Here is a 24,630-nt window from a genome sequence, read left to right as displayed (position 1 = left end):
GCACGCGCTGCGTGGATCGGTGCAGCGCGCGCAGGAAAGGGGCGCGCCATGCGAAGGGACGGATGCCTCGGCCGAGGCATCCGCTCCCCTGCCGACTCAGTTGGGGATGATCGGGATCCGCACGTTGTCGAACTCCGCGCCGGTGAGGATCGCGAAGATCTCGGCGTCCTCGTCTTCGACCTCGAGCACGGAGGCGACCGTGCCGCGCGGGGCCATGTCCATGGTGCAGACCTGGTCGGCGGGCGGGGTGACGAAGGTGACGGTGATCTCGGTCGCGCTCGTCGCCTCGGTGTTCTCGACGACGGGCACGCACGAGGACGAGCCCCACGTGAGAATGACGAACTGGCCGTCGACGTCGGTCCACCCGGCGCTCGGGAGGTAGTCGGTCTCGCCTCCGGTCTTGAGGCCCGGCACGCCGCCGAGGTCGGTGTCGCCCGTCCAGCCGTCGCCCGTGACCTTGATCTCGAGGTCCTGCTCGGGATCGACGTCTCCGGGAACCTGAACGAGTGAGACGCGCGGCACGAGATCCGCGGTGCACGCGGTGTCGCCCTCCACCTCGACCAGCGTGACGTTCAGCACGCCGTCGGCGTACGTCGTCTCTTCGGCTGTGGGGATGCACGTGGAGCTGCCCTGCGTGACGATGCCGATCGCGCGGCCGCCGTCGAGCCAGGCGGCTCCGACCTCCTGTTCGTTGCCCGAGCCGTTGTCGTCGTCACCTCCCTCGGATGCCGACGGGGTGGTGCCGCCGCTTCCGGTGGCGCATGCCGCGAGCACACCGGTGAGGAGGACTGCCAGGCCGAGGCCGGCCAGAGCGGAGCGAGTGCGAGGAGCCATGGGAGAACCCTTCCGTGAACGGAGCGGACGCCGGGCCGAGGCATCCGTCGACCTTATGGTGTCCCAACCGGGACGGGAATCTCAGGGGTCTCGGTCACGCTCGGGTCACAATCACCCCGAAGATCACCTATTGCAGCGCCGAGGTCAGCCTCGCGAGATTGTCGAGCACCGTCGAGCGCAGCGGCTGCTTCATCCACTCCTCGAGGGTCAGCTCGCGGCTCAGCGAGCGGTAGCCGTCTTCGACCGCGCGCATCTGGCGGATGAACTCCTCGCCGCGCACGAGCATCGAGATCTCCATGTTGAGACCGAACGAGCGCATGTCCATGTTGCTCGAGCCGACGATCGCGACCTCGTCGTCGATCGTCATCGACTTGGAGTGCAGGATGAAGGGGCGCTGGTACATCCAGATCTTCACGCCGGCGCGCAGCAGCGCCTCGTAGTAGCTGCGCTGGGCGTGGTACACGAGGGCCTGGTCGCCCTCCTCCGAGACGAACAGCTCGACGTGGATGCCCCGTTGGCACGCCGTGGTGATCGCGAGCAGGAGAGCCTCGTCGGGCACGAAGTACGGGCTCACGACGATCGCCTGGCGCTGGGCGGCGTACAGGAGCGCCGCGAACAGCTTGAGGTTGTTCTGGAACTCGAAGCCCGGCCCCGACGGCACGATCTGGCAGTCGAGGTCTCCCGGACCGGACTTCACGTCGAACAGGTCGATCTCGTCGGTGAGGATCTCATCGGTCTCGCTGTACCAGTCCGACAGGAAGACGGCGTTGACGGATGCCACGACCGGCCCCTCGATGCGCACCATGAGGTCGACCCAGTGGAGGCCGCGACGGATGTTCTTGCGCAGGTTGTAGGTGGAGTCGGTGACGTTCTGCGAGCCCGTGAACGCGACGCGCCCGTCGATGACGACGAGCTTGCGGTGATTGCGGAGGTCGGGACGCTGGTACTTGCCCTTGAGCGGCTGCACGGGGAGCATCAGGTGCCACTGCGCCCCCATCGCGGTGAGCCGCTTGAGCGTCGCCTTGTAGAACGGCTTTCCGCGGTTCGCCCAATGGTCCAGCAGAACACGGACGGTGACCCCGCGCGCGCTCACCTCTTCGAGCGCGGTGAAGAAGTTGTCGGTCGCGTGGTCGGCCTGGAAGATGTAGAACTCGACATGCACGTAGCGCTCGGCCTTGCGGATCGCATTGGCCATCTCGTCGAGGCTCTCCTGGTAGCCGCCGATGATGTGCGCGGAGTTGTCGCCGGCCAGGGGCATGGCGCCGAGGGTGCGGTTGAGGGTGACCAGCGAGGTGAACCAGTCCGGCGCATGAGGGCGCAGCGTGCCGAAGTCGAGCGACGCGCTCGTGTCGTGGATGTAGTCGTTGATCCGCTCCTGCTTGCGGCGGCGCTTGCGCGGCAGCCGGGGATTGCCGATCAGCAGGAACAGGAAGACGCCGATGATCGGGATGAAGTAGATCGCGAGCAGCCACGCCATCGCGGCGGTGGGGCGGCGATTGCGCGGAACGATGATGATCGCGGCGATCCGGATGACGAGGTCGGTCACGAAGACGAGCACCAGCCACCACGTCGCGTCGAACGTGACAGTGATCACGAATGCTCCTCGCGTTCCCCGGATGCGTGTGCCCCACCTTAGTGGGGACCGGGGTCAGCGCTCGGATGCGGTGGGTGTCTCGACGGATGCCGCGACCGGCGGCAGGCCGCGCTTGGCGCGTTCCTCGGCTTCGATGCGGGCGTATTCGCGCCGTTCGGTGCGGTCCGCGCGGATGATGCTGCGGAGCACGAAGAAGAAGATGGCACTGACGACGATCGTCGGGAGCAGCGTCCACACGACGGCGACCCAGTAATCGTCCATGCATCAAGGATACGCGGCCACCCACCGCCGCTCTCGCGCTTCCCCCACAAGCGGAGCGCATCACGCGATGTTCCCAGGGGGGCGGATGCCTCCCCCGCCGGTCTCCCGCCCACGGCAGAGTCGGTCGGCATGACGACGATCATCAAGGCGGCCGACGCCGCGGAGTTCCTGTCCCTCGTCCCGCGCATGCTCGGCTACCAGCCCGCCGAGAGTCTCGTGATGATCCCCTTCGCCGGGGCGAGGAGCCTCGGCGCTCTGCGCTTCGACGTACCTGGCGACGACGAGTCCGTCGACAGCATCGCCGCGACGGTCCTGGGCATGGTGTGCCGGCTGCCTGAGGCCGACGCCGTCGCAGCCGTCGTGTACAGCGCGGCCGAGTTCGCCGGTGGCGGGATGCCGCACCAGGCGCTCCTCGCAGCCGTCGAGCGCCGCGCCGACACGTGCGGGCTGCGCACCACCGACGCGCTGTGCGTCGCTGCTGACGGCTGGGGCTCGAGATACGACCCCGCCCTGCCCGCCGGCGGCCGGCCGCTCGCCGAGCTCGACGTCCTGCCGGAGGGCGCCGACGCGGTCCCCCCTGCCCTCGGCGACCAGTCCGACGGCGCGACCCTGCCCGAGGTCGGACTGCTGCGCGCCGAGCGAGTCGGGCGGGCGTTGCGCGCATTCGACCGGGCGGTGGAGCTCCTCTGCGGGGAGGACGACCGGGCGAGGACGGCGGGCGAGGCATCCGTCGACGACGACCGGGTCGACCCGACGGCGCTCGCCACGGTGTGCCACCTCGACGACCTCCCCGCTCTCTTCGAGGATGCGCTCGCGTGGCACCCCGACGACCTCACCCCGTATCAGAGCGCAGCGCTGGCGTGGTGCCTGTCGAGGCCGTCCCTGCGCGACGTCGCCCTCGTGCAGTGGACCGGCACGATGGACGACGGCGACGAGGCGTTCGAGGCGCAGCTGCGGTGGGAGTCCGGTGAGGAGTATCCGGTGCACCTCGCGATGCGGCTGTGGGGCGACGGCGACCGACCCGACGTCGAACGCCTCGAGCGCGCGCTCACGCTCGCGCGGCACGTGGCCGCCGAAGCCCCTCGCACGTCGAAGCCGGGCCCGCTGGCGATGTGCGCATGGCTCTCGTGGGCGCTCGGTCGCTCGACCCATGCCGACCGCTACGCCGCCGAGGCCTGCGCGATCGAGCCGGAGCACGGCCTCAGCGAGATCGTGCGCTCCTTCGTCCACGCCGGCCACCTGCCCGACTGGGCGTTCCGGCGCTCCTCGGGGGCGCGATGACCGCGTGCTACTTGACGAGCGGGAAGAGGATCGTCTCGCGGATGCCCAGCCCGGTGATCGCCATCAGCAGGCGGTCGAGCCCGAGCCCCATGCCCCCGGTGGGCGGCATGCCGTGCTCGAGAGCCCGCAGGAACTCCTCGTCGATCCGCATCGCCTCGAGGTCGCCGCGCGCCGCGAGCTTGGCCTGCTCGACGAAACGCTCGCGCTGGATGACCGGATCGACCAGCTCGGAGTAGCCGGTGGCGAGCTCGAACCCGCGCGTGTAGAGGTCCCACTTCTCGACGACGCCGGGGATCGAGCGGTGCTCCCGCACGAGCGGGCTCGTGTCGATCGGGAAGTCCATGACGAACGTCGGGCGCGTCAGTCCCGGCTTCACGAAATGCTCCCACAGCTCCTCGACGAGCTTGCCGTGGGTCGCATGCGGCGGAACGTCGACGCCGACCTCGTTCGCGAACGCGACGAGCTCGTCGAGCGAGGTCTCGGGTGTGACCTCGCGACCCGACGCCTCCGACAGCGAGCCGTACATCGGGATGCGGTCCCACTGCCCGCTCAGGTCGTAGACGGTGCCGTCGGCCCACGTCACCGTGGTCGAGCCGGCGATCGCGACGGCCGCGTTCTGAATGAGCTCCTGCGTGAGGTCGGCGATGCCGTTGTAGTCGGTGTACGCCTGGTACGCCTCGATCATCACGAACTCGGGGCTGTGCGTCGAGTCGGCGCCCTCATTGCGGAAGTTGCGGTTGATCTCGAACACCCGGTCGATGCCGCCCACGACAGCGCGCTTGAGGTAGAGCTCCGGCGCGATGCGCAGGTAGAGGTCGGTGTCGAAGGCGTTCGAGTGCGTCGTGAAGGGGCGGGCGGATGCCCCGCCATGCTGCACCTGCAGCATCGGGGTCTCCACCTCGATGAAGCCATGGGACGCGAAGGTCTGACGCAGGCTGGCGTTGGCCCGGGACCGCGCGATGACCGTGTCCCGCGCGCGGTCGCGGACGATCAGGTCGAGGAACCGGCTGCGCACGCGGCTCTCCTCCGAGAGCTCGGTGTACATGTTGGGCAGCGGAAGGATCGCCTTCGATGCGATCTCCCACTCCGACACCATGATCGAGAGCTCGCCGCGGCGGCTCGAGATGATCTCGCCCTTCACGAAGACGTGGTCTCCGAGGTCGACGAGCTCCTTCCAGCGCTGGAGCGACTCCTCGCCGACCGCCGCGAGCGAGACCATCGCCTGAATGCGGCTGCCGTCGCCGGCTTGCAGCGTCGCGAAGCAGAGCTTGCCGGTGTTGCGGCTGAACACGATCCGACCGGCGACGCCCGCCGTCTCACCGGTCTCGGCGCCCGCCTCGAGGTCGCCGAACCGCGCGCGCAGCGACGGGATCGAGTCGGTGATGGGCAGCGTGACGGGATAGGGGCCGCCCGAGGCATCCGCCCGTTCTTCGATCAGGCGCTCGCGCTTGGCCAGGCGCACCGCCTTCTGCTCGAAGATGTCCTCCTCGGACGGCTCGGGCGCGTCGGCGCGCGTGTTCGCGGGCGAATCGGTCATGGGTGGGGCTCCTCGCAAAGTCGCCGCCAAGTCTATCGGCGGCGCCTCGGCTCTCCCTGTGGGGGCGGATGGCTCACCCGACCGCCGGTGGAAGGTCGAGGGCATGACCGAGCGGCGCCCACCGCACATGGTCGCGCACCTCCGGGTCCGCCTCGGCGAAGACCCGCGTCGCGGCCTCCTCCTGCTCGGAGAAGTGACTCCACCCTTCGACGTGGACCGGCACGGCGGCATCGGGCTGCACTGCTTCGATGAGGGTCACGGCGTCGGCCGCGCTCATCGTGTACGCGAGCGGACCCGTCAGCGGGAACTTCACCGATCCGAGGTGGACCAGCGCGACCTCGGGGCGCATGCCGGTCACGGCGCGACGCAGACGGCCGTACAGCACGGTGTCACCGGTCATCCAGAGCCCCGGCCGGGCGGCACCCGAGAGAGTGAGCGCGAACCCCACCACGGGGCCGACGATCGGACGCGTGAGCGGCGCGCCGTGCCGGCAGGGGGTCGCCAGCACCTCGATCGACGGCTTGCCCTCGGCGGTCAGCGTCGTGCCGTGCCCGGCGGCGAGTCCGCGGATGTCGCGGTGCGGGACCGCCTTGGCCCCCGCGACCGTCGTGAGCACGGTGGTCGCGCGCGCGAGAGCGCCTGCGCCGGCCTCGTCGAGGTTGTCGGCGTGGTGGTGGTGGCTGAGCAGCACGACATCGATGTCGCCCAGATCGTCGAGTGAGACCGCAGGCCCCGTCGTCTTGCGCGAACTCGTTCCCGCCCCGAACGAGTAGGTGCGGCCCGGCGGGTCGAAGGTCGGATCCGTGAGGATGCGCCAGCCTTCCCATTCCACGAGCGCGGTCGGTCCGCCGATCCTGGTGACGCGCATCGGGCCCCCTCCGTCAGCCGATGTAGATCGCCGCGTTGTCGATGAACCGGTGTCCGGCGACGCTCGCGGCGATCAGCGCCAGCGCCCTGCCCTCGTGCCCCTCGTCGACCGGCAGGAAGGAGACCGGGTCCACGACGCTGAGGTACTCCAGCCGGATGCGCGGCTCGCCCATGAGAGCCGACTGCGCCGCGGCGATGCAGGCGTCGACGCCGCGATCGGCGTTGGCGGCCGCGGCATCGAGGGCGACCGGGAGCCGGCCGACGGCGACCCGATCGCGATCCTCGAGCATGCCCACCCGCGTCGAGACCGGAAGCCCGTCATCACCGCGGACCGTCTCGACCGTGACGACCTCGACGTCGAAGAAGAGGTCGCGGATCATGCGCCGTACGAGGAAGACGCGCTGCGGGTCGCGTTCGCCGTACACCGCGACATCCGGCTGGACGATGTGGAGAAGCTTCGCTTCGACCGTCAGAAGCCCGTCGAAGTAGTACGGACGCGTGCGACCCTCGTACCGCAGGCCGAGGTCTCCCGCGCTCACCTTCGTCGTCGCCGAGCCGTTCGGCAGAAGCTCGGTGGCGTCCGGCGCGAAGATCAGATCGACGCCGAGCGACTCGAGCAGACGCTCGTCCTCGTCCGGAGTTCGCGGGTACGCGGCGAGCTCGGCCGCATTCGCGAAGCGCAACGGGTTCACGAAGATCGAGACGACGACGATGTCGGCGACCTCGCGGGCCCGATGGACCAGGTCGATATGTCCGTCGTGGAGCGCCCCGATGGTCGAGATGAGGGCGACCCGCGCCCCGTCGGCGGCGGCCGCCTTGGCCTCGGCCAGGCGCGCGCGCAGCTCGACGACGGTGCTGATCATCCGTCGATCGTAGCGGTGGGGTCGCCCGGCGACCCCGAAGCGGCTGCGGCGAGGGCCTGATCGATCGTGGAGTGCACGAGGGCGGAGAGGTACGCGCCGGGGTTGGGCACCCCCGCTTCGGCGAGCAGCCCGGCGGCCTGGCGGATGATCGACCTCGAGAACTCCGTGGCCGCGCCGACGGCCTCGGCGTAGGTCGGGCGATCCTCTTCGGCGATGACGACCGGCTCGCAGCCCAGTTCCACGGCGAGCGCCTGCGCGATCGGCAGGACAGGCCCGGGTGCCGTGACCGCGGCGTAGCCGGTGGACAGCTGGCGCAGGTCGATCGACGTCCCGGTGAAGATGACGGCGGGGTGGACGGCCAGCGGGATCGCGCCCTTCGCCACGGCGGGGCCGAGAACCGCGGTCCCGTAGGCGGGGTCGGTGTGCAGCACGAGCTGTCCGGGCTGCCACGCCCCGAGCGCCGCGAGTCCCGCGACGAGGGACTCGAGCTGGTCGTGGGGCACCGCCACGATCACGAGCTCGCTGCGCCGCACCACCTCGGTCGCGTCGAGGGTCGGCACGCCGGGGAGCACGGCCTCGACCCGCTCCGGGTCGGAACCGGCGGTGATGCCCACGATGGCGTGACCGGCCCCGCCGAGGGCCGCGCCGACCACCGGCCCGACGCGGCCGGCGCCGATGATCCCGACGCCGAGTCGCCCGTCGCGGTTCACGCTCGGCCCTCCGCTGCCCCGGCCTCCTGCGCCCATCGATGGGTCCGGTCGCCGGAGGCGCCCAGCACCGCTCCGCGCGACGCGTCGGCGAAGAGCCTGAGCGCGACGTCGCGGTCGATCGCCGCGAGGCCCGCATAGACGGGGCCGGCGACGACGTGCGGACGCAGAGACGCAACCCGCGAGGCACGGTCGAGGGGACCCTGGTGCAGTCCGATGCTCTGGAGCCGCGCGAGCGGAAGGATGCCGAGCCGTCGCCAGATCAAGCCCCGCCGCAGCAGGAGGAGGTCGTCGGTGAGCCGGAAGCCGTTGCGCCGGTACGACAGCGGACGGATCCACCACGCGCGCGGCGGCGTGTTGACGAACGTGTCGTCAGCACCGGGACCGAGCATCCCCTGCTGCACGACGAGCGGCCATTCCACATCGGGGACGTCGGGCTGCAGCAGCCGCAGCACGCGCTCGACGTCTGCGGCGGTGCCGACCGGGAGGGCGGTCGTGAACTGGTCGGTGTTCGCGTCGGTCGCGCTGCGTCCGCTCAGACGGTTGATCCGGATCATCCACCACCCGGCGGGTCGCCAGAGGATCGGCTGCGTGACCTCGAGCGCATGGACTCGGCCGGGCGGAACGATCTCGGTGATCGTGGTCAGCAGCCCGAAGGTGATCCGCACCCCATCCGGGGTCGGCGCGATCGAGTAGCGCAAGGACCGCACGATCGAGCGCACCCAGTACGCCGCGAAGCCGATGAGCGTCGGGACGAAGGCGAACAGCAGCCAGGTCACGCCGAGAGACACGCCGACGATCACGGCCACGGTGGCCAGCACCAGCGCGACGGTCGACATGCTGACGATGTGCGACAGCACGAGCCGCCCGACCGGGATGTGGACCACTGAATCGGGCACCTCCACCGGCGCCTCCGGTCCCTCGATCAGCCCCGTCAGCTCCCGCCCGACGGTGTGGCTGAGGGCCGCCAGCCGGCCGTCGGTTCGGGACGGGTCGGCGGATGCCGCGGCATCCGCCAGCCTTCTTCCCGACGCGAGCCGCAGGATGTCGGCCCGCACCGCCTCGGCGTTGGCGGTGGAGAGGTACTCGAGCTTCACGTTGGAATCGGCTCCAGCGCCGACGACCTCGAGCTTCGCCATGCCGAGCAGACGGGCGATCATGGGCCGCGTGAGGTTCACGCCCTGCACGCGGTCCAGGGGCGCGCGACGCTGAGTGCGGAACAGGATGCCGCTGCGCACCTCGACGTCGTCGCCGGTGATGCGGAAAGTGTGGAAGCGCCACGACATGTAGAACACGGCGACGATGATCAGCAGCACGCCCAGGACGGCGAGCGCCGCCACGAGGTAGAGGTTGTTCGCGATGACGAAGTCGATCGGGTCGCCGCTCGTCTCCCACTCCACGATGTCGTCCGGCACGTCCTCGTCGAAGGAAGGCGCGAGACCCGGGAGGAAGAGGAACAGCAGTCGGTCCCGCAGGTTCGCGATGACGATGCCGATGACGACCAGAAGGAACAGCCCGCCGCGAAGGAGCGGCGTCAGCGGATGGAGTCGATGCCACTCGCCGTCGCTCAACGGCGACCGGACGAGGCTCTGCGGTGGGACCGCGTGCGCGGGTACCGGGTCGGTCATAGTCCTGTGCGCCGGCTCTCCGCCACCGCGACCAGGTGGTCGCGCAGGGTCTCGGCGGTCGTCTGCTCGAGGCCGGGGATGACGACGCCGGTCGTGGCGGCAGCCGTGACGAACTTGAGCTGTGCGATGCCGAATCCCCGGTCGAGCGGTCCATGCGTGATGTCGACGAGCTGCATGCGCCCGTAGGGGACGGCGACGAAGCGCTGCCACAGGATGCCCCGGCGGAAGACCAGATCGTCGGTGCGCAGCTGGTACCCGATGGAGCGCGCCTGACGCGGCAGGATCGCCAGCGTCCACACCAGGACGACGGTCATGATCCCGCCCGGGATCCACGCCCACATCTGGTCCATGAGGAGCGTGAGGACGAGCGTGGCGGCCACCACGATCAGCAGGAACGATCCTGTCGAGATGAGCTGCACCCGCACGTACTTCGGCGAGATCTGGTGCCACACGCCCGTCTCGAGGATGAGCCGGTTCTCGGAGCGCGGCTCGGCGAGCCGCTCGAACGCCGCTCCAGCCGGCTCAGTGGCCGTGGATGCGGGGCTCGAGTCCGGGGTCGTCGCCTCCGGGCTGTTCGTCATCGTCGTCCTTCCGGATGGTGCACAGGTGCTCCGCCACGAGGGCTGCCACCACCAGCAGCGCACCGCAGACGGCAGTTGCGATCACCGTCGCCATCGAGCCTAGCGAGGGAGTGACGGGCCGGGTCGCCAGGAAGGCGAGCAGCCCCAGCGCCAGCCCGCCGATCGCGGCGCCGACGATGCTCGACGCCTTCGCGAGCATCGCCACGCGCACTGCGCGGAAGGGATTCACCGTCGAGCCGGAGCCGCGGGTCGCCCGCCGGATGGGCAGGGCGAGCGCCACGACGATGGCACCGAGCACCACGAGCAGGATCGGCAGGGTGACCGCGGGAGTGAACGTCGGGCGCCCGGATGCCGTGAGCAGCTGATTCACGACGAAGCCCGCCGCTCCTCCCAGCACCGTGGCCACGACGAGCACTCCCGCTCCGGTGCGCTTCACTGCGGGCTCCTCAGCCGGGCGAGCGCCTCGTCGACGCGCCCCACCCCTGGGAGCACGGCATCAGGGTCGACGGCGAGCCACGGCTCCAGCACGAAGTCGCGGTCGGCCGCACGCGGATGCGGCAGCGCGAGGCGCGGCGACGCGCTGCGCAGATCCCCGTACGCGATGAGGTCGAGGTCGAGCGTGCGGTCGCCCCACCGCACCCGCCGCTCGCGACCGTGGCGCTCCTCGATCGCGTGCAGGTAGCCGAGCAGCACCGAAGGCGCGAGCCGCGTCCGCACGATCGCGACGGCATTGAGGTAGGACGGAGCCGAGGCATCCGGACCCTCCAGCGTCACCGCGACGGATTCGATCGGATCGGACGCTCTCACCGAGTCCACGAGGGGCAGCCGACTCAGGGCGTCGACCGCAGCCGCGATCGTGGCGCGCCGGTCGCCGAGGTTCGCGCCGAGGGCCACGACGGCGTCGACGGGGGCGCGCGGCACGCGGTCGACATCCCCGTGGATGCCCTGCGCGAGACGTCGGTTCATCGCACACCCCTCGTGCGCTCGATCGTCACCGAGACGTCCGCGAACGACAGCGGGATCGGCGCCTGCGGCTTGTGGACGGTCACCCGGGCCGAGTCCACCGGCTCGAGTCGGATCAGGTGGTCGGCGATGCGCTCGGCGAGGGTCTCGAGAAGGTTCACCGGCTCACCGGCCACGATCGCCGCGATCTGCTGCGCCATCTCGCCGTAGTGGACGGTGTCGGCGACGTCGTCGCTCGCCGCCGCCCCGCGCGTGTCGACGCGCAGCGTGACGTCGACGACGAAGTCCTGGCCATCGCGGCGCTCCTGGTCGTACACGCCGTGCCGGCCGAAGACCCGCAGACCGGTCAGCGTGATCTCGTCGGTGATGCCCATCGGCTCTCCCCTTCCCAGGCGGCGGCGATCCGGAGGGCGTCCCGGGTCCACGCGACGTCGTGAACGCGCACCGCCCACGCACCCGCCTGCGCGGCGAGCACGCTCGTGACGGCGGTCGCCAGGTCGCGGCGCCGTTCGTCCACGTCCTCCCCCTGCGCGAGACACTCGGCGAGGAACCGCTTTCGACTCGTGCCGATGAGCACACGCGGGCCGAGACCCGTCAGCCGGCTCGTGCCGCGCAGGGTCGCCCAGTTCTGCTCGCCCTTCTTGCCGAAGCCGATCCCCGGATCGATGATCACGCGCGACGGCGCGATACCGGCGACCGCCGCGGCTTCGACCCGCTCGCCCAGCTCGACCAGCACCTCCGCCACGACGTCGGCGTACTCCGCTCGCGCATACATATCGGCCGACGGTCCGCGCCAGTGACCGAGGGCGACGTCGGCGCCGGTGGGCGCGACAGCGGCGAGCAGGTCGGGATCGGCGAGTCCGCCCGACACATCGTTCACGATGCGCGCGCCGGCCCCGACGGCGGCGACTGCGGTCGAGGCGTTCATCGTGTCGATGCTGACGACGGCGCCCGCCTCGGCGAGCGCGCGCACCACCGGGAGAACGCGCTCCTGCTCGAGGGACGGCGCGACGCGCTCCGCGCCGGGGCGCGTCGACTCACCGCCGATGTCGAGGATGTCCGCACCGTCGGCGAGCAGGCGCCGGCCGTGGGCGACCGCCGCGTCCACGTCGAAATAGCGGCCGCCGTCGCTGAAGGAGTCGGGCGTCACGTTGACGATGCCCATGATGAGCGTCATTCACGGCCTCCGGCGTGACCGGCAGACAGGAGCGAGATGAGCTCTGCCCGGGCCACCGGGTCGGCGAGCTCGCCCCGCGCGGCGATGGTCACGGTCGAGGCATCCGCCTGTCGCCCGCCCCGCATCGTCACGCACTCGTGGGTCGCATCCAGCACCACGAGCACGCCGCGGGTGTCGAGCGACGCCGAGATCGCATCGGCGATCTGCTCCCCCAGGCGCTCCTGCACCTGCGGGCGCGACGACAGGATGTCGACGACCTTCGGCAGGGCGCCGAGTCCGACGACCTGCTCACCCGGCAGGTAGGCGATGTGGGCATGACCGCGGAACGGCAGCAGGTGGTGCTCGCAGACGGACCGGAAACGGATGTCTCGCAGCATCACCGCTCCGGAGGGCAGGGTGTCGGGCGCCGGCCCGCGCGTCACCGAGATGGTGTGAGCGAGGGGAGCCGAGGCATCCGCCCCCACACCGGAGAAGAACTCCGAGTAGGCGTCGGCGACCCGCTCGGGCGTGAGGCGGAGTCCCGGGCGATCGGGGTCTTCGCCGATCGCCTCGAGCAGTTCACGCACGAGCGCAGCGACGCGCTCTCGGTCGACGGCCACGGGCCGAGCCTACGCGGTCGCGGGGCGCGCCTGACCGCTGGGGCGACGCTTCGCGGCCTTCTCGGCCGCCGGCTGCTCGGCCTCGGTCTGCGCTGCCGTGCTCACCGGTTCGGCGCGCGAGGGCACCTGCACCGGGGGCAGCACCGACACCGGGCGCTGTTCGCTGGACAGCCACTGCGGACGCGGGGGAAGGCGCTTGACGTCTTCGAAGATCTCGGCGATCTCGACGTGGTCGAGCGTCTCCTTCTCGAGCAGCGCGAGAGCCAGCCGGTCGAGGATCTCGCGATTCTCGTTGAGCACGTGGTACGCCTCGTTGTGGGCCTGCTCGATGAGGCCGCGCACCTGCGCGTCGACGCGCTCGGCGACCCGCTCCGAGAAGTCGCGTCCGTGACCCATGTCGCGGCCCATGAAGACCTCGCCGGACGACTGACCGAGCTTGACCGGGCCGACGTCGGTCGTCATGCCGTACTCGGTGACCATCTTGCGGGCGATGTTGGTGGCCTTCTCGATGTCGTTGGATGCGCCCGTGGTCGGGTCGTGGAAGATGATCTCCTCCGCCACGCGACCGCCCATCGCCCATGCGAGCTGATCCTGGAGCTCGTTGCGGGTGATGGAGTACTTGTCGTCGAGCGGCATCACCATCGTGTAGCCGAGCGCCTTGCCGCGCGGCAGGATCGTGATCTTCGTGACCGGGTCGCTGTGGTTCATCGCGGCGGCGACCAGGGCGTGGCCGCCCTCGTGGTAGGCCGTGATGAGCTTCTCCTTGTCCTTCATCACGCGCGTGCGGCGCTGCGGACCCGCGATGACACGGTCGATCGCCTCGTCGAGGGCGCGGTTGTCGATGAGCTGCGCGTTCGAGCGCGCCGTGAGCAGCGCGGCCTCGTTGAGGACGTTCGCCAGGTCGGCGCCGGTGAAGCCCGGCGTCTTGCGGGCCACGACCTCGAGGTCGACGCCGTCCGCGAGCGGCTTGCCGCGGCCGTGAACCTCGAGGATGCGCTGGCGTCCGCGCAGGTCGGGCGCATCGACGCCGATCTGGCGGTCGAAGCGACCGGGGCGCAGGAGTGCCGGGTCGAGGATATCGGGACGGTTGGTCGCCGCGATCACGATGACGTTCGCCTTGGGATCGAAGCCGTCCATCTCGACGAGCATCTGGTTGAGCGTCTGCTCGCGCTCGTCGTGCCCGCCGCCCATCCCGGCTCCGCGGTGACGTCCGACCGCGTCGATCTCGTCGATGAAGATGATCGCGGGTGCGGTCTCCTTCGCCTGGTTGAAGAGGTCGCGCACGCGGCTCGCGCCGACGCCGACGAACATCTCGACGAAGTCCGAGCCCGAGATCGAGTAGAAGGGCACCCCCGCCTCGCCCGCGACGGCGCGGGCGAGCAGCGTCTTGCCGGTGCCGGGAGGGCCGTACAGCAGCACGCCCTTCGGGATGCGCGCGCCCACCGCCTGGAACTTGGCCGGGTCCTTGAGGAAGTCCTTGATCTCCTCGAGCTCCTCGATCGCCTCATCGGCGCCGGCGACGTCGCCGAAGGTGACCTGGGGCATCTCCTTCGTCACGAGCTTGGCGCGCGACTTGCCGAACTGCATGACCTTGCTGCCGCCGCCCTGCGCGCTCGAGAGCAGGAACCAGAACAGCAGACCCAGCAGCAGGATCGGCAGGAGGAGCGAGATGAAGCCGTCGAACCACGTCGCGCGCGGGACCGCGTCGTTGAAGCCGTCCTTCGGCTCGGCGGCGCTGATCGCCTCGACCACCTCATTGGCGCGCGCCGACACGTAGTAGAACTGCACGTCGCTCGCGCCCTCGTACTCGTCGGAGAGCTTCATGTCGACGCGCTGATCGCCGTCGGTGTTGAGCACCTCGACGACGGTGTCGCCGGCCAGCAGCTCGAGCCCCTCCTGCGTCGAGATCTGCTTCGCGCCGTTCAGGCTCGAGATGAGCGAGAACCCCACGATGAGGAAGACCCCGATCAGCAGGACGTAGAAGAGCGGGTTGCGAGTGATCTTCTTGAAGTCCATGGTGCGGGCGCCAGCCCGATCCCTTTCGTCGACGACCCGCCCCGAGGCGGACGGCTGCCTGGCGGCGGTTGAATCAGGGTATCGCGGGGTTCCTAGGCGCTGACTGTGCATTCGCCCCGGGCGTAATCGCCCGGACCGGTGGCGTTCTCACCCTCGTCAATCGAGCGCAGTGCGCCGCCCTCGGCCGCTGAGCGAGCGCAGCGAGACGAAGCGCGCCGCCCTACGAGTACACGTGCGGGGCGAGGATCGCGACGTCGCGCAGGTTGCGGTACTTCTCGGCGTAGTCGAGGCCGTAGCCGACGACGAACTCGTTGGGGATGTCGAACCCGACGTACTTGCAGTTCACCTCGACCTTGGCGGCGTCGGGCTTGCGCAGCAGCGCGAAGACCTCGATCGACTCGGCGCCGCGCAGCTCGAAGTTCTCGAGAAGCCAGCTCAGTGTCAGACCAGAGTCGATGATGTCCTCGACGATCAGCACGTGCTTGCCGTGGATGTCGGTGTCGAGGTCCTTCCGGATCTGCACGACGCCGCTCGACTTGGTGCCGGCGCCGTACGACGACACGGCCATCCAGTCCATCGGCGCGCTGGTCGGCAGTGCCCGTGAGAAGTCGGCCATGACCATGACGGCGCCCTTGAGCACCCCGACGAGCAGGAGGTCCTTGCCGGCGTAGTCCTCAGCGACGCGAGCGGCGATCTCCTCCAGCTTGGCCAGGATCTGATCCTCGGTGACGAGGATCTCGGTCAGTTCGCTCTGGATGTCGGCCGCGCGCATGCAGAGAGTCTAGGACGATCGGCCGGGAGCGCCCTCAGCCCCGGGGCGGCCGCGCGGTGAACTCGATGCGGCCGCCGACGCGGCGGGCGAGGCATCCGGGCAGATCGATCGGTCCTTGTCCGGACCAGTCCGTGACCAGACGCGCGACTTCGAGCGTCTGCGCGCGCGTGAGGCTCTCGTGGAACTCGCTGGCCACGACATGCCGGATGATGCGATGCCGCAAAGCCGCGGGGTTCGCCGCGAGGGCCCCGACCGATACCGAGATGCCCGCCTCGACGTGCTCGACGATGTCCTCGATCGTCTCGTCGATCATCTCGTCGAACGCCTCGGCGTCCTCGCGCAACTGCGCGGCTGTGCGGGCGAGCGCCTCGGCGACACCCGGCCCCAGCTCCGCCTCGAGCACGGGCAGCACCCGCTCACGGACGCGGACGCGCGTGAACCGGGCGTCGGCGTTGTGCGGGTCGTCCCAGGGCTCGAGGCCCTCGGCCGTGCAGGCGGCGCGCGTCGTCGCGCGGCGCACGCCGAGCAGCGGGCGCAGCAACGAGACGCCGTCGAGGTCGAATGCCTCGGCCATCCCCTGAAGGCTGGCAGCCCCCGCGCCGCGGGCGAGGCCGAGCAGAACCGTCTCCGCTTGATCGTCGAGCGTGTGCCCCACGAGCATCGCCACCGCGCCGGCGTCGCGCGCGGCCTTGCGCAATGCACGGTACCGCGCGTCTCGCGCGGCCGCTTCCGGGCCGCCGGCGCCTGCGACGTCGACCCGCACCACGCGCGCATCGGCGCCGAGCGCCCCCGCCGTGGCGGCGGCGGATGCCGCGGCATCCGCCGAACCCGCCTGCAGCCCGTGATCGACCGTGACCGTCACGACGCGGAGGCCGAGCTTGGGCGCCTCGAAGACGGTGGCCGCGGCGAGCGCGAGGGAGTCCGCACCGCCCGACAGCGCCACGAGCACGACCGCGCCTGGGTCCACGCCGGAGAGCGCGGAACGCGCCGCCCGACGCACCTCGGCGACGGCGGGGTCGAGTCCGGGACGATGGGTCACGCCACCACGGTACCGAGGCCGAGGCGGGCACAACTCCTCCTCCGTCGTGTGGAGGTGGGTCCGCACCGGCGGCGCTGCCGAGCCAGGAGGAGTTGTGCACGCTGCGGCGCTCCGCCCGCGCTGCGCCGATCCGCCCGTTGGGACGGGCGGCTGCCAGCGGCATCCGGTCCGCTTCGCTCGCCCGACGACCGGGAACTAGGCTGGTCGCGGCATCCCACCGTCTCTTCGAAGGAGTACCACCATGGGCGCGTACGACGCCGTCATCGAGATCCCCCGCGGCAGCCGCGTCAAGTACGAGGTCGACCACGGCACCGGCCGCGTGTTCCTCGACCGCATCCTGTACACCGCGTTCGGCTACCCGACGAACTACGGATTCTTCGAGAACACCCTCGGCGAGGACGGCGATCCGCTGGACGTGCTGGTGCTCCTCGACTTCGACCTCGCGCCCGGCGTGCTCGCCTCGGTGCGCCCGGTCGGCGTGCTGAAGATGAGCGACGAGGCCGGCGGCGACGACAAGGTCGTGGCCGTGCTCGGCAAGGACCCGCGCTGGGCCCACGTCCAGGATGTCGCCGACATCCCCGAGTACACGCGCAAGGAGATCGAGCACTTCTTCGAGCACTACAAGGACCTCGAGCCCGGCAAGTGGGTCAAGGTCGACGAGTGGGCGGGCGCGGCCGAGGCCGAGCGCCTCGTGGGCGAAGCTTTCGACCGCTTCAAGGAGCACGAGGGCGAGACCCGCACGCAGGGTGAGGGCGTCGCACCCAACACTCTCTGAGATCTTCACAAGCGAAGAGCGGATGCCTCGGCATCCGCTCTTCGTCGTCTCAGGCGGTCTGGGCCTCAGACCGAGATGCCGCGGGCGCCCATGAACGGGGTCGGGTCGACGGGCGTGCCGTTGACATAGACCTCGAAGTGCAGGTGGCAGCCGAAGGAGTTGCCGGTGTTGCCCTCGCTTGCGATGAGCTGACCCGCGCGGACCGACTGACCGCCGCGCACGAAGATGCCACCGGGACGGATGTGGGCGTAGCCGGTGCTGACGCCGCCGCCGTGGCTGATGCGGATGAGGTTGCCGTAGCCGCCGGAGTTCCATCCCGCGTATTCGACCACTCCGGCATGGGCGGCGTAGATCCCCGCACCGCAGCCGGCGGCGAGGTCGACACCGCGGTGGAAGCCGGGCGAGCACGACCCGTTGCCGCAGACGACGCTGCGAGGTCCGAAGCCGGAGCTGCGCCAGCCCGAGGACGGACGGGCCCAGCCGGAGCCGTTGACCGCTCCGCCGCCGCCTCCTCCGCCGCCGCCACCGCCGCCACCGCTGCCGGCCTGGTTGTTGAGGCGCTCGGCCTCCTCGCGGGCACGGCGCTCGGCCTCTTCCCTCGCTTTGCGGGCAGCCTCGGCGCGGGCGCGCACGCCGGCCTCGTACTGAGCGATGGTGCGGCTGGTGGTGTCCTGGAGCGCAGCGAGCTGGGCCTCGAGCACGAGCTGTCTTGTCTGCTGAGTCTCGAGGGCGGCCTGCGCGGCCTCGGCGGCCGCCTGCGCGGCGACCATCTTCTCGTGGGCGATCTTCTGCAGACGGTCGCGCTCGACCCGCTGCTCCTCGGCCAGGCTGGTCAGGCTGAGTGCCGCGTCGCGCGCGGTGACGGCCTCCGCGTAGACGGCCTGATTCCGCTCGACGAGCTTGTCCATCGTCCCCAGTCGGGCGAGGAGGTCGTCGGCGCTGGCGGCCGAGCCGGCGAAGAAGAGCTGCAGCGAGGTGTCGTCGCCGCCGTTGCGGTAGAGCTGCGCGGCGACGCGCCCGGCCTTGTTCGCGGCGTCGACGGCGGCCTGAGCCTGCTCGTCGGCCTGGAGCTGGAGCTGCTCGGCGCGGTATGCGGCGTCGAAGTACTCCTGCTCGGCGACGTAGAACTCTTCGCCGGCCTTCTGCGCCTGAGCGTTCTTCGCGGCGACGTCATCGGCGAGCGCCGCGATGAGCCCCTTGATCCGGGTGACCTCGGCGCCCTTGGCCGCCTCGTTGGCCTTTGCGCGTGCGACGTCGTCCCACGACGGGTAGTCGGCGGCGAAGGCCGGCGCGATCAGCGGACCGCCGAGAGCTCCCAGCGTCGCGAGACCGACGGCGCCGAGGCCGAGCGCACCGCGCCGGCTCAGGTGCGGCCAGAGGGTGCGGCGCTCACGCGGCGAGGGCGCGCAACCGCACTCGTCGAGGGCGTCATCGGCTTCCACCGGATCTCCCCTCCGTGTGCGGACTCGTTTCACATTAGCAACATCAGTCACAATCGCAAGCGTGTCGCGCTCACGCGAGTCACCGCCTCGGGCGAGCGGTCACCACGTCAGTGTCGCCCCGCGAAGCGCTCCGCACAAGGCCGGCGCGCGCTCGATTGGCGCATTCGTCACTCATTGCGTATGCTTGACCCTCGGTAAGTGAGCCCCCCGGGTTCACCCGGCCCCATCGTTTAGCGGCCTAGGACGCCGCCCTTTCACGGCGGTAGCACGGGTTCGAATCCCGTTGGGGTCACTCCGGAAGATCACAACTTAACAGCATGGCCCTGTAGCGCAGTTGGTTAGCGTGCCGCCCTGTCACGGCGGAGGTCGCGGGTTCAAGTCCCGTCAGGGTCGCTCCAAGCGACGGGCCCTTTTTCGAGAGGGCCTTTCGTCTAGGACGCGGCATTCACGAGTGCCGTGCGGCTCTGTAGCTCAGTTGGTAGAGCGTTCGACTGAAAATCGAAAGGTCACCGGATCGATGCCGGTCGGAGCCACAAGGGTGATCGTTACAGTCACCCCAGAAACCCTCGCGTAGCTTCTACATCGCGGGGGTTTCGTCTTTGGGGCCGACGTCGATGTCGGAACCTCAGGAAATGCTGAAGTTCTGTGGTTCGGGGGTGTCCCCCATATGGGGGACAAGGTACATTGGCCTTGTTGCGAATCCCGGGCAATCTGGGGAAGAGGCTACTGGGGAAGCCGGCCCGAGGTTCGCATCGAAAAACGGGGGAACGCGGTCTGGGGCCGCGGGATTTTTCCGCAGCAGGGGGAGCTGCGGACGGCCTCCTCGGGAGAACGGCTCAGACCGGTCCCGAGGGGGCCGAGATCGTTGATCGGACCGCACCGCGCACCCCCTGTTGCGAGCGCGAGGGAGCCGATAGTGTCCCTGCCAACGGCCTCCCCCAGGGCCGCGTGCCCGCACGCCGTCGTGCGCGCCACGCCTGTCGGAGGTGTGTATCCGTTTCGCCTGAGCAGTGAAATCGAGAGGGGCACTTCCGATGACCACCACCCACATGTCCAGACGCTGGCGCGTGCGCGCCCTCGCAGGCGCCGCCGCACTGGTGCTCGGCGCCTCGGTGCTCAGCGCCACCGCCGCCACGGCGCTGGCCGACCCGCGCGAGGGACTCGATCCGGGCTACCTCACTCCGGACATCGCCACCAGCAACATCGATCTGCTGTCGACCACGCCGCGTGTGGCGCCGTTCGACGCTCCTCCCGGGAACTTCGGCTTCGTCAACTCCGACCTCGCCTTCACCGGTGACTACGCGATCGTCGGCGGCTTCAACGGCTTCCAGGTGTACGACATCTCCGATGCCGGCGCGCCGGAGCTGTACAGCTCGTTCGTCTGCCCCGGCGGTCAGGGCGACGTGTCGGTCTACGGGAACCTGCTGTTCATGTCGGTCGAGGAGACCCGCGGACGCATCGACTGCGGCACGCAGGGCGCTCCCGGAGCGGTGAACCTCGAGCGGTTCCGCGGGGTGCGCATCTTCGACATCAGCGACATCGACAACCCGGTGCAGCTCCCGGGCGTGCAGACGTGCCGCGGATCGCACACGCACACCCTCGTCACGGATCCGGATGACCCGGCGAACATCTACGTGTACAACTCGGGCACCTCCACCGTCCGCTCGGCGACCGAGCTCGCCGGTTGCGAGAACGCCAACACCAACACGCAGGCGCCGGTCACGTCGGGCAACCCCACCCAGTGGCGCATCGACGTGATCAAGGTGCCGCTCGCCGCCCCGCACACGGCGGCGATCGTGAATCAGCCACGGCTGTTCCAGAACCCCGAGACGGGGGCGTTCAACGGCCTGCTGAACACGCTCGTCGGCACGCCGCACCCGTCAGGACCGGCGTACAGCCCGCTGCCGAACACGAACACGTGCCACGACATCACGGCGTATCCCGAGATCGGCCTGGCTGCCGGCGCGTGCCAGGGCAACGGCATCCTGATCGACATCAGCGACCCGGCGAACCCGGCGCGCATCGATGCCGTGTCGGACCCGAACTTCTCCTACTGGCACTCGGCGACGTTCAACAACGACGGCACGAAGGTGATCTTCACCGACGAGTGGGGCGGCGGCACCTCGGCCCGCTGCCGCGCGCAGGATCAGCCGCAATGGGGCGCGAATGCGCTGTTCGACATCGTCGACGGAAAGCTCGTGTTCCGCAGCTACTGGAAGATGCCCGCTGCGCAGACGGTGCAGGAGAACTGCGTCGCCCACAACGGCTCGCTCGTGCCGGTGCCGGGTCGTGACATCTTCGTACAGGCCTGGTATCAGGGCGGCATGACGGTGCTCGACTTCACGGACACGGCGAACCCGGTCGAGATCGCGTACCTCGACCGCGGCCCGATCGACGAGCCGAACCCGGCGGGCATCAACCTCGGCGGGTACTGGTCGACCTACTGGTACAACGGCGCGGTGCTCGGCAGCGAGATCGCGCGCGGGTTCGACAGTCTGGCCCTGACACCGAGCGACTGGATGTCGGCGAACGAGATCGAGGCGGCCGGAGAGGTCCAGCTCGACCAGTTCAATGCGCAGCTGCAGACGAAGCTCGTGCACGACCCGAGCTTCGCGGTGGTGCGGTCGTACATCGACCAGGCCGAGCGCGCGGGCACGCTGAGCGCCAAGCAGCTCCGCGAGGTGCGCAAGCACGTCGACGAGGCCGAGGTGCTCGCCGGGGACGGCTCAGCCGACCGCGCGGTGGTCGCGCAGCTGACCAACGCGGCACGCAAGTCGGGTGCTGCTGCCGATTCGGCGCTGGTCAGTGCGCTCAACGCGCTGGCGGCGACGTTCAGCTGAGATGAGGCGGGGGCGGCGGCGCCGCCCCCGCCTCATGACGGATGCCTCGGCGGTCGCGCGATCGCCGAGGCATCCGTTGTGTGCGGGGCGTCGCCCAGGGTCGTCTCATGCGCGGCGGCGCGCGGAGGGCGCGCGAGCGAGCGATCCGGGTCGGAAGCTCAGCGCTCCGCGAGCATCTGCTGCATGCGGGCGATCTCGATGCTCTGATCGGCCTCGACGTGGCGCGCGAATGCGTCGATGTCGGACTCCTGGCCGCCGCCGGAGCCGTAGAGCTCGGCGACCATCTCGAGGGCGCCCTGGTGGTGACGGATCATGAACTCGAGGAACATCTCGTCGAACTCGTCACCCTCGGCCGCCTCGAGCTGAGCCAGCTCGTCGTCGGTGAGGAGTCCGGGCATGGAGTCGGCGTCGTGCTCGTGCGAGGCATCCGGGTCGCGCACCGGCTCGCCCCGGCGCTGCAGCCAGGTCTCGAGCTGCGTGATCTCGTCGGTCTGGCTGACCTCCATGCGCTCGGCGAGGAGGCGGATGTCGTCGTCGGAGGTGCGCTCGTCGACGTAGCCGGTCATCTGGATCGCCTGCGAGTGGTGATGAAGCATGTCGCGCACGAAGAGGACGTCTTCTTCGACGTACTCGGGGGAGTCCAGCGCCGCGGCCTCGCTCGGGGAGAGGGTGCGATTCGGCTCGCCGGGCGCTCCCAGTTGCACGACCGGGGTCGTGGGGAGCGGGGCGGCGTCGTCCGCCGGCGGCGTGCACCCGGTGAGTCCGAGCACCGTCAGCGTGACCGCGCCGACGACCAGCAGTCGCGTCTTCGCCATGTTCACCTCTCGTCGGGGATGCTCCCATCTTGCGCTCCGACGGCGACGTTCCCAAGCGATCGAAACAAACAATTAACCGTTCGGGTAGCGGTAACGCTCAGGAGGCCGATAGGTTCCCACTCATACAACTGCATATCCGTGATGTATGCGAAGTGCGCGAAGCCCTCTGGGGATGACGTGCGGAATGCGCTTCGGCCTGGGGAAAAGATCCACATATCGATGACGCAATGCTGATGATTCAGAAGGGCCCCACCCGCATGAACACACGATCACCCCGCTCCGCTCGCTGGCGGGCGCGCACGCTCGCCGCGGTCGGCGCACTCGCCCTCGGACTGTCGATGGTCGCCGCCAGCACCGCGACCGCCGACACGGTCGACGACCCCCGCGAGGGCCTGGCGGCGGGCTTGCACGACGCCGAGCAGGCCGCGAGCAACATCGCCCTGCTCTCGGCGCAGCAGAAGCCCTCGCCCTTCACCACGAACTCCGACCTGGCGTTCACGGGCGACTACGCGATCGCCGGGAACTACTACGGCTTCCAGATCTACGACGTGAGCGACCCCGCAGCCCCGTCGCTCGCCGGCACCTTCGTGTGCCCCGGCGGCCAGGGCGACGTGTCGATCTACGGGGACCTGCTGTTCATGTCGGTCGAGTCGGCCCCCGGTCGCCTCGACTGCGGCACGACCACGGTCTCGGCCACCGACCCGCAGAACTTCCGCGGCGTGCGCATCTTCGACATCAGCGACATCCTGAACCCGGTGCAGATCACCGCGGTCCAGACGTGCCGCGGCTCGCACACCCACACGGTCGTCGAAGACCCCGACGACGCCGACAACGTCTACGTGTACGTGTCGGGCACCGCCGGTGTACGCACCACGACCACCGCGCTGCAGGGCTGCGTGAACCCGACCAACGCCAACACCGAGGCATCCCACCTCGACGCCAACGGCAACCCCATCGACACCGCCCGTTTCCAGGTCGAGGTCATCAAGGTCCCGCTCGCGAACCCGGCCAGCGCCGCCGTCGTCAACGAGGCGCGCCTCTTCGCGGCCGAGAGCGGCAGCCCCGCCGGCCTCTGGCCCGGCGGCAGCCACGGCGAAGGGTTCCAGAGCACCTCGGCGACCGACGCCTGCCACGACATCACCGCGTACCCCGAGATCGGCCTGGCCGCCGGTGCGTGCGAGGGCAACGGCATCCTGATCGACATCAGCGACCCGGTCAACCCGGTGCGCCTCGATGCCGTGACCGACCCGCGATTCGCGTACTGGCACTCGGCCACGTTCAACAACGACGGCACCAAGGTCGTCTTCACCGACGAGTGGGGCGGCGGCAGCAGCCCGCGCTGCCGTGCCGAGGACCCGAAGAACTGGGGAGCGAACGCCATCTTCGACATCGTCGACGGTCAGCTCGAGTTCCGCAGCTACTACAAGATGCCCGCCGTCCAGACCGCACAGGAGAACTGCGTCGCCCACAACGGCTCGCTCATCCCGGTCCCCGGCCGCGACATCATGGTGCAGGCCTGGTACCAGGGCGGCCTGTCGATCTTCGACTTCACCGACAGCGCCAACCCGGTGGAGATCGCGTACTTCGACCGCGGCCCGAACGACGCCACGCGTCTGGTCACGGGCGGCTACTGGTCGACGTACTGGTACAACGGCAACGTCTTCGGCAACGAGATCGGCCGCGGCTTCGACAGCCTCGCGCTGCAGCCGAGCGAGTTCCTGAGCGCCAACGAGATCGAAGCGGCCGGTGAGTGGACCCTCGACCTGTTCAATGCGCAGGCTCAGCCCAAGATCGAGCACGCGCCGAGCTTCGCAGTCGCGCGTTCGTACATCGACCAGGCCGAGCGGGACGGCAGCCTGAGCGGCGCGGCGCTGGCCGAGGTGCGCAAGCACGTCGACCAGGCCGAGAAGCTCTCGGCAGGCCCGTCCAGCGACCGCGCGATCAAGGCGCAGCTCGACAACGCCGCACGCAAGTCCGGCCTCGCCGGGTCGCAGGTCGAGGCGGCGCTCCTGGCGCTCGCCGGAACCTTCGGCTGATCG

The 24,630-nt window shown here is 70.0% G+C and carries 23 protein-coding genes and 3 tRNA genes; 7 read left to right on the top strand and 19 right to left on the bottom strand.

Features of this window, described 5'->3' with window-relative positions; genetic code table 11:
* Window positions 1-96: 96 nt before the first annotated feature.
* The 3 genes from HF323_RS13500 to HF323_RS13490 all read right to left on the bottom strand — a co-directional run bounded on the left by HF323_RS13500 (window position 97) and on the right by HF323_RS13490 (window position 2,689).
* A complete protein-coding gene (locus HF323_RS13500; protein WP_169583164.1) occupies window positions 97-834 on the bottom strand; it encodes a hypothetical protein in 738 nt (245 codons plus the stop codon).
* Window positions 835-961: 127 nt separating this feature from the next.
* Window positions 962-2,428, bottom strand: coding sequence for a cardiolipin synthase (cls, locus tag HF323_RS13495; RefSeq protein WP_188241707.1), 1,467 nt, complete (start codon window positions 2,426-2,428; stop codon window positions 962-964).
* A 54-nt stretch (window positions 2,429-2,482) separates the two neighbouring features.
* Window positions 2,483-2,689 carry a hypothetical protein gene (locus HF323_RS13490; protein WP_169583162.1) on the bottom strand — a complete coding sequence of 69 codons (207 nt, stop codon included), beginning with the start codon at window positions 2,687-2,689 and terminating at the stop codon, window positions 2,483-2,485.
* 129 nt (window positions 2,690-2,818) lie between these two features.
* Here HF323_RS13490 and HF323_RS13485 point away from each other — a divergent pair, with 129 nt between their 5' ends.
* Window positions 2,819-3,970 carry a DUF4192 family protein gene (locus HF323_RS13485; RefSeq protein WP_169583160.1) on the top strand — a complete coding sequence of 384 codons (1,152 nt, stop codon included), beginning with the start codon at window positions 2,819-2,821 and terminating at the stop codon, window positions 3,968-3,970.
* Window positions 3,971-3,977: 7 nt separating this feature from the next.
* Here the strand turns inward: HF323_RS13485 and lysS are convergent, their stop codons facing one another.
* The 14 genes from lysS to tilS form a co-directional block, all read right to left on the bottom strand.
* Entirely contained in the window at window positions 3,978-5,507 is a 1,530-nt protein-coding gene (gene lysS / locus HF323_RS13480; protein WP_169583157.1) for a lysine--tRNA ligase, read from the bottom strand.
* 73 nt (window positions 5,508-5,580) lie between these two features.
* On the bottom strand, window positions 5,581-6,375 hold the full coding sequence (locus HF323_RS13475; protein ID WP_169583155.1) for an MBL fold metallo-hydrolase: 795 nt from the start codon (window positions 6,373-6,375) through the stop codon (window positions 5,581-5,583).
* A gap of 13 nt (window positions 6,376-6,388) precedes the next feature.
* Window positions 6,389-7,237, bottom strand: coding sequence for a pantoate--beta-alanine ligase (panC, locus tag HF323_RS13470; protein ID WP_169583153.1), 849 nt, complete (start codon window positions 7,235-7,237; stop codon window positions 6,389-6,391).
* Window positions 7,234-7,947 carry a DUF2520 domain-containing protein gene (locus HF323_RS13465; RefSeq protein ID WP_188241708.1) on the bottom strand — a complete coding sequence of 238 codons (714 nt, stop codon included), beginning with the start codon at window positions 7,945-7,947 and terminating at the stop codon, window positions 7,234-7,236. The genes panC and HF323_RS13465 overlap by 4 nt, the downstream gene beginning before the upstream one ends.
* Complete coding sequence (locus tag HF323_RS13460) at window positions 7,944-9,572, bottom strand: PH domain-containing protein (protein WP_169583149.1); 1,629 nt, start codon at window positions 9,570-9,572, stop codon at window positions 7,944-7,946. Before HF323_RS13460 ends, HF323_RS13465 begins: the two co-directional genes overlap by 4 nt.
* Window positions 9,569-10,153, bottom strand: coding sequence for a PH domain-containing protein (locus HF323_RS13455; protein WP_169583142.1), 585 nt, complete (start codon window positions 10,151-10,153; stop codon window positions 9,569-9,571). The genes HF323_RS13460 and HF323_RS13455 overlap by 4 nt, the downstream gene beginning before the upstream one ends.
* Window positions 10,095-10,589, bottom strand: coding sequence for a DUF3180 domain-containing protein (locus HF323_RS13450; RefSeq protein WP_169583133.1), 495 nt, complete (start codon window positions 10,587-10,589; stop codon window positions 10,095-10,097). Before HF323_RS13450 ends, HF323_RS13455 begins: the two co-directional genes overlap by 59 nt.
* Window positions 10,586-11,119, bottom strand: a complete 534-nt coding sequence (folK, locus tag HF323_RS13445) for a 2-amino-4-hydroxy-6-hydroxymethyldihydropteridine diphosphokinase (protein ID WP_169583131.1) — start codon at window positions 11,117-11,119, stop codon at window positions 10,586-10,588. The genes HF323_RS13450 and folK overlap by 4 nt, the downstream gene beginning before the upstream one ends.
* Window positions 11,116-11,490, bottom strand: a complete 375-nt coding sequence (gene folB, locus HF323_RS13440) for a dihydroneopterin aldolase (protein WP_188241709.1) — start codon at window positions 11,488-11,490, stop codon at window positions 11,116-11,118. The genes folK and folB overlap by 4 nt, the downstream gene beginning before the upstream one ends.
* Window positions 11,463-12,293, bottom strand: coding sequence for a dihydropteroate synthase (folP, locus tag HF323_RS13435; protein WP_169583129.1), 831 nt, complete (start codon window positions 12,291-12,293; stop codon window positions 11,463-11,465). The genes folB and folP overlap by 28 nt, the downstream gene beginning before the upstream one ends.
* Window positions 12,290-12,892, bottom strand: a complete 603-nt coding sequence (folE, locus tag HF323_RS13430; RefSeq protein WP_169583127.1) for a GTP cyclohydrolase I — start codon at window positions 12,890-12,892, stop codon at window positions 12,290-12,292. The genes folP and folE overlap by 4 nt, the downstream gene beginning before the upstream one ends.
* 9 nt (window positions 12,893-12,901) lie before the next feature.
* Entirely contained in the window at window positions 12,902-14,908 is a 2,007-nt protein-coding gene (ftsH, locus tag HF323_RS13425) for an ATP-dependent zinc metalloprotease FtsH (protein ID WP_169583125.1), read from the bottom strand.
* A 220-nt stretch (window positions 14,909-15,128) separates the two neighbouring features.
* Window positions 15,129-15,680 carry a hypoxanthine phosphoribosyltransferase gene (hpt, locus tag HF323_RS13420; protein WP_169583123.1) on the bottom strand — a complete coding sequence of 184 codons (552 nt, stop codon included), beginning with the start codon at window positions 15,678-15,680 and terminating at the stop codon, window positions 15,129-15,131.
* A gap of 34 nt (window positions 15,681-15,714) precedes the next feature.
* The gene (gene tilS, locus HF323_RS13415; protein ID WP_169583121.1) at window positions 15,715-16,719 is read right to left on the bottom strand and encodes a tRNA lysidine(34) synthetase TilS; all 1,005 of its coding nucleotides are present in this window, start codon (window positions 16,717-16,719) and stop codon (window positions 15,715-15,717) included.
* A gap of 241 nt (window positions 16,720-16,960) precedes the next feature.
* On the opposite strand from tilS, the gene HF323_RS13410 reads away from it, so the two are divergent.
* A complete protein-coding gene (locus HF323_RS13410; RefSeq protein ID WP_169583112.1) occupies window positions 16,961-17,494 on the top strand; it encodes an inorganic diphosphatase in 534 nt (177 codons plus the stop codon).
* A 65-nt stretch (window positions 17,495-17,559) separates the two neighbouring features.
* Here the strand turns inward: HF323_RS13410 and HF323_RS13405 are convergent, their stop codons facing one another.
* A complete protein-coding gene (locus HF323_RS13405; protein ID WP_169583110.1) occupies window positions 17,560-18,936 on the bottom strand; it encodes a M23 family metallopeptidase in 1,377 nt (458 codons plus the stop codon).
* Between the two features lie 219 nt (window positions 18,937-19,155).
* Between HF323_RS13405 and HF323_RS13400 the strand changes: the two genes are divergently transcribed.
* The 4 genes from HF323_RS13400 to HF323_RS13385 all read left to right on the top strand — a co-directional run bounded on the left by HF323_RS13400 (window position 19,156) and on the right by HF323_RS13385 (window position 21,776).
* A tRNA-Glu gene (locus tag HF323_RS13400) sits at window positions 19,156-19,228 on the top strand.
* Window positions 19,229-19,255: 27 nt separating this feature from the next.
* Window positions 19,256-19,329: transfer RNA gene (locus HF323_RS13395), tRNA-Asp, on the top strand.
* A 67-nt stretch (window positions 19,330-19,396) separates the two neighbouring features.
* Window positions 19,397-19,469 (top strand) — tRNA-Phe (locus HF323_RS13390).
* A gap of 501 nt (window positions 19,470-19,970) precedes the next feature.
* Entirely contained in the window at window positions 19,971-21,776 is a 1,806-nt protein-coding gene (locus tag HF323_RS13385) for a hypothetical protein (protein ID WP_211160582.1), read from the top strand.
* Window positions 21,777-21,934: 158 nt separating this feature from the next.
* Here the strand turns inward: HF323_RS13385 and HF323_RS13380 are convergent, their stop codons facing one another.
* Window positions 21,935-22,591, bottom strand: a complete 657-nt coding sequence (locus tag HF323_RS13380; RefSeq protein ID WP_169583109.1) for a DUF305 domain-containing protein — start codon at window positions 22,589-22,591, stop codon at window positions 21,935-21,937.
* A gap of 227 nt (window positions 22,592-22,818) precedes the next feature.
* On the opposite strand from HF323_RS13380, the gene HF323_RS13375 reads away from it, so the two are divergent.
* Complete coding sequence (locus HF323_RS13375; RefSeq protein WP_211160581.1) at window positions 22,819-24,627, top strand: hypothetical protein; 1,809 nt, start codon at window positions 22,819-22,821, stop codon at window positions 24,625-24,627.
* Window positions 24,628-24,630 lie beyond the last annotated feature (3 nt).

The organism is Microbacterium sp. MF43, assembly GCF_012847295.1.
In the GTDB taxonomy this organism is placed as follows: Bacteria; Actinomycetota; Actinomycetes; order Actinomycetales; family Microbacteriaceae; genus Microbacterium.
The sequence above is the reverse complement of the archived record's forward strand: the minus strand, read 5'-3'. Positions and strand labels throughout refer to the sequence as shown.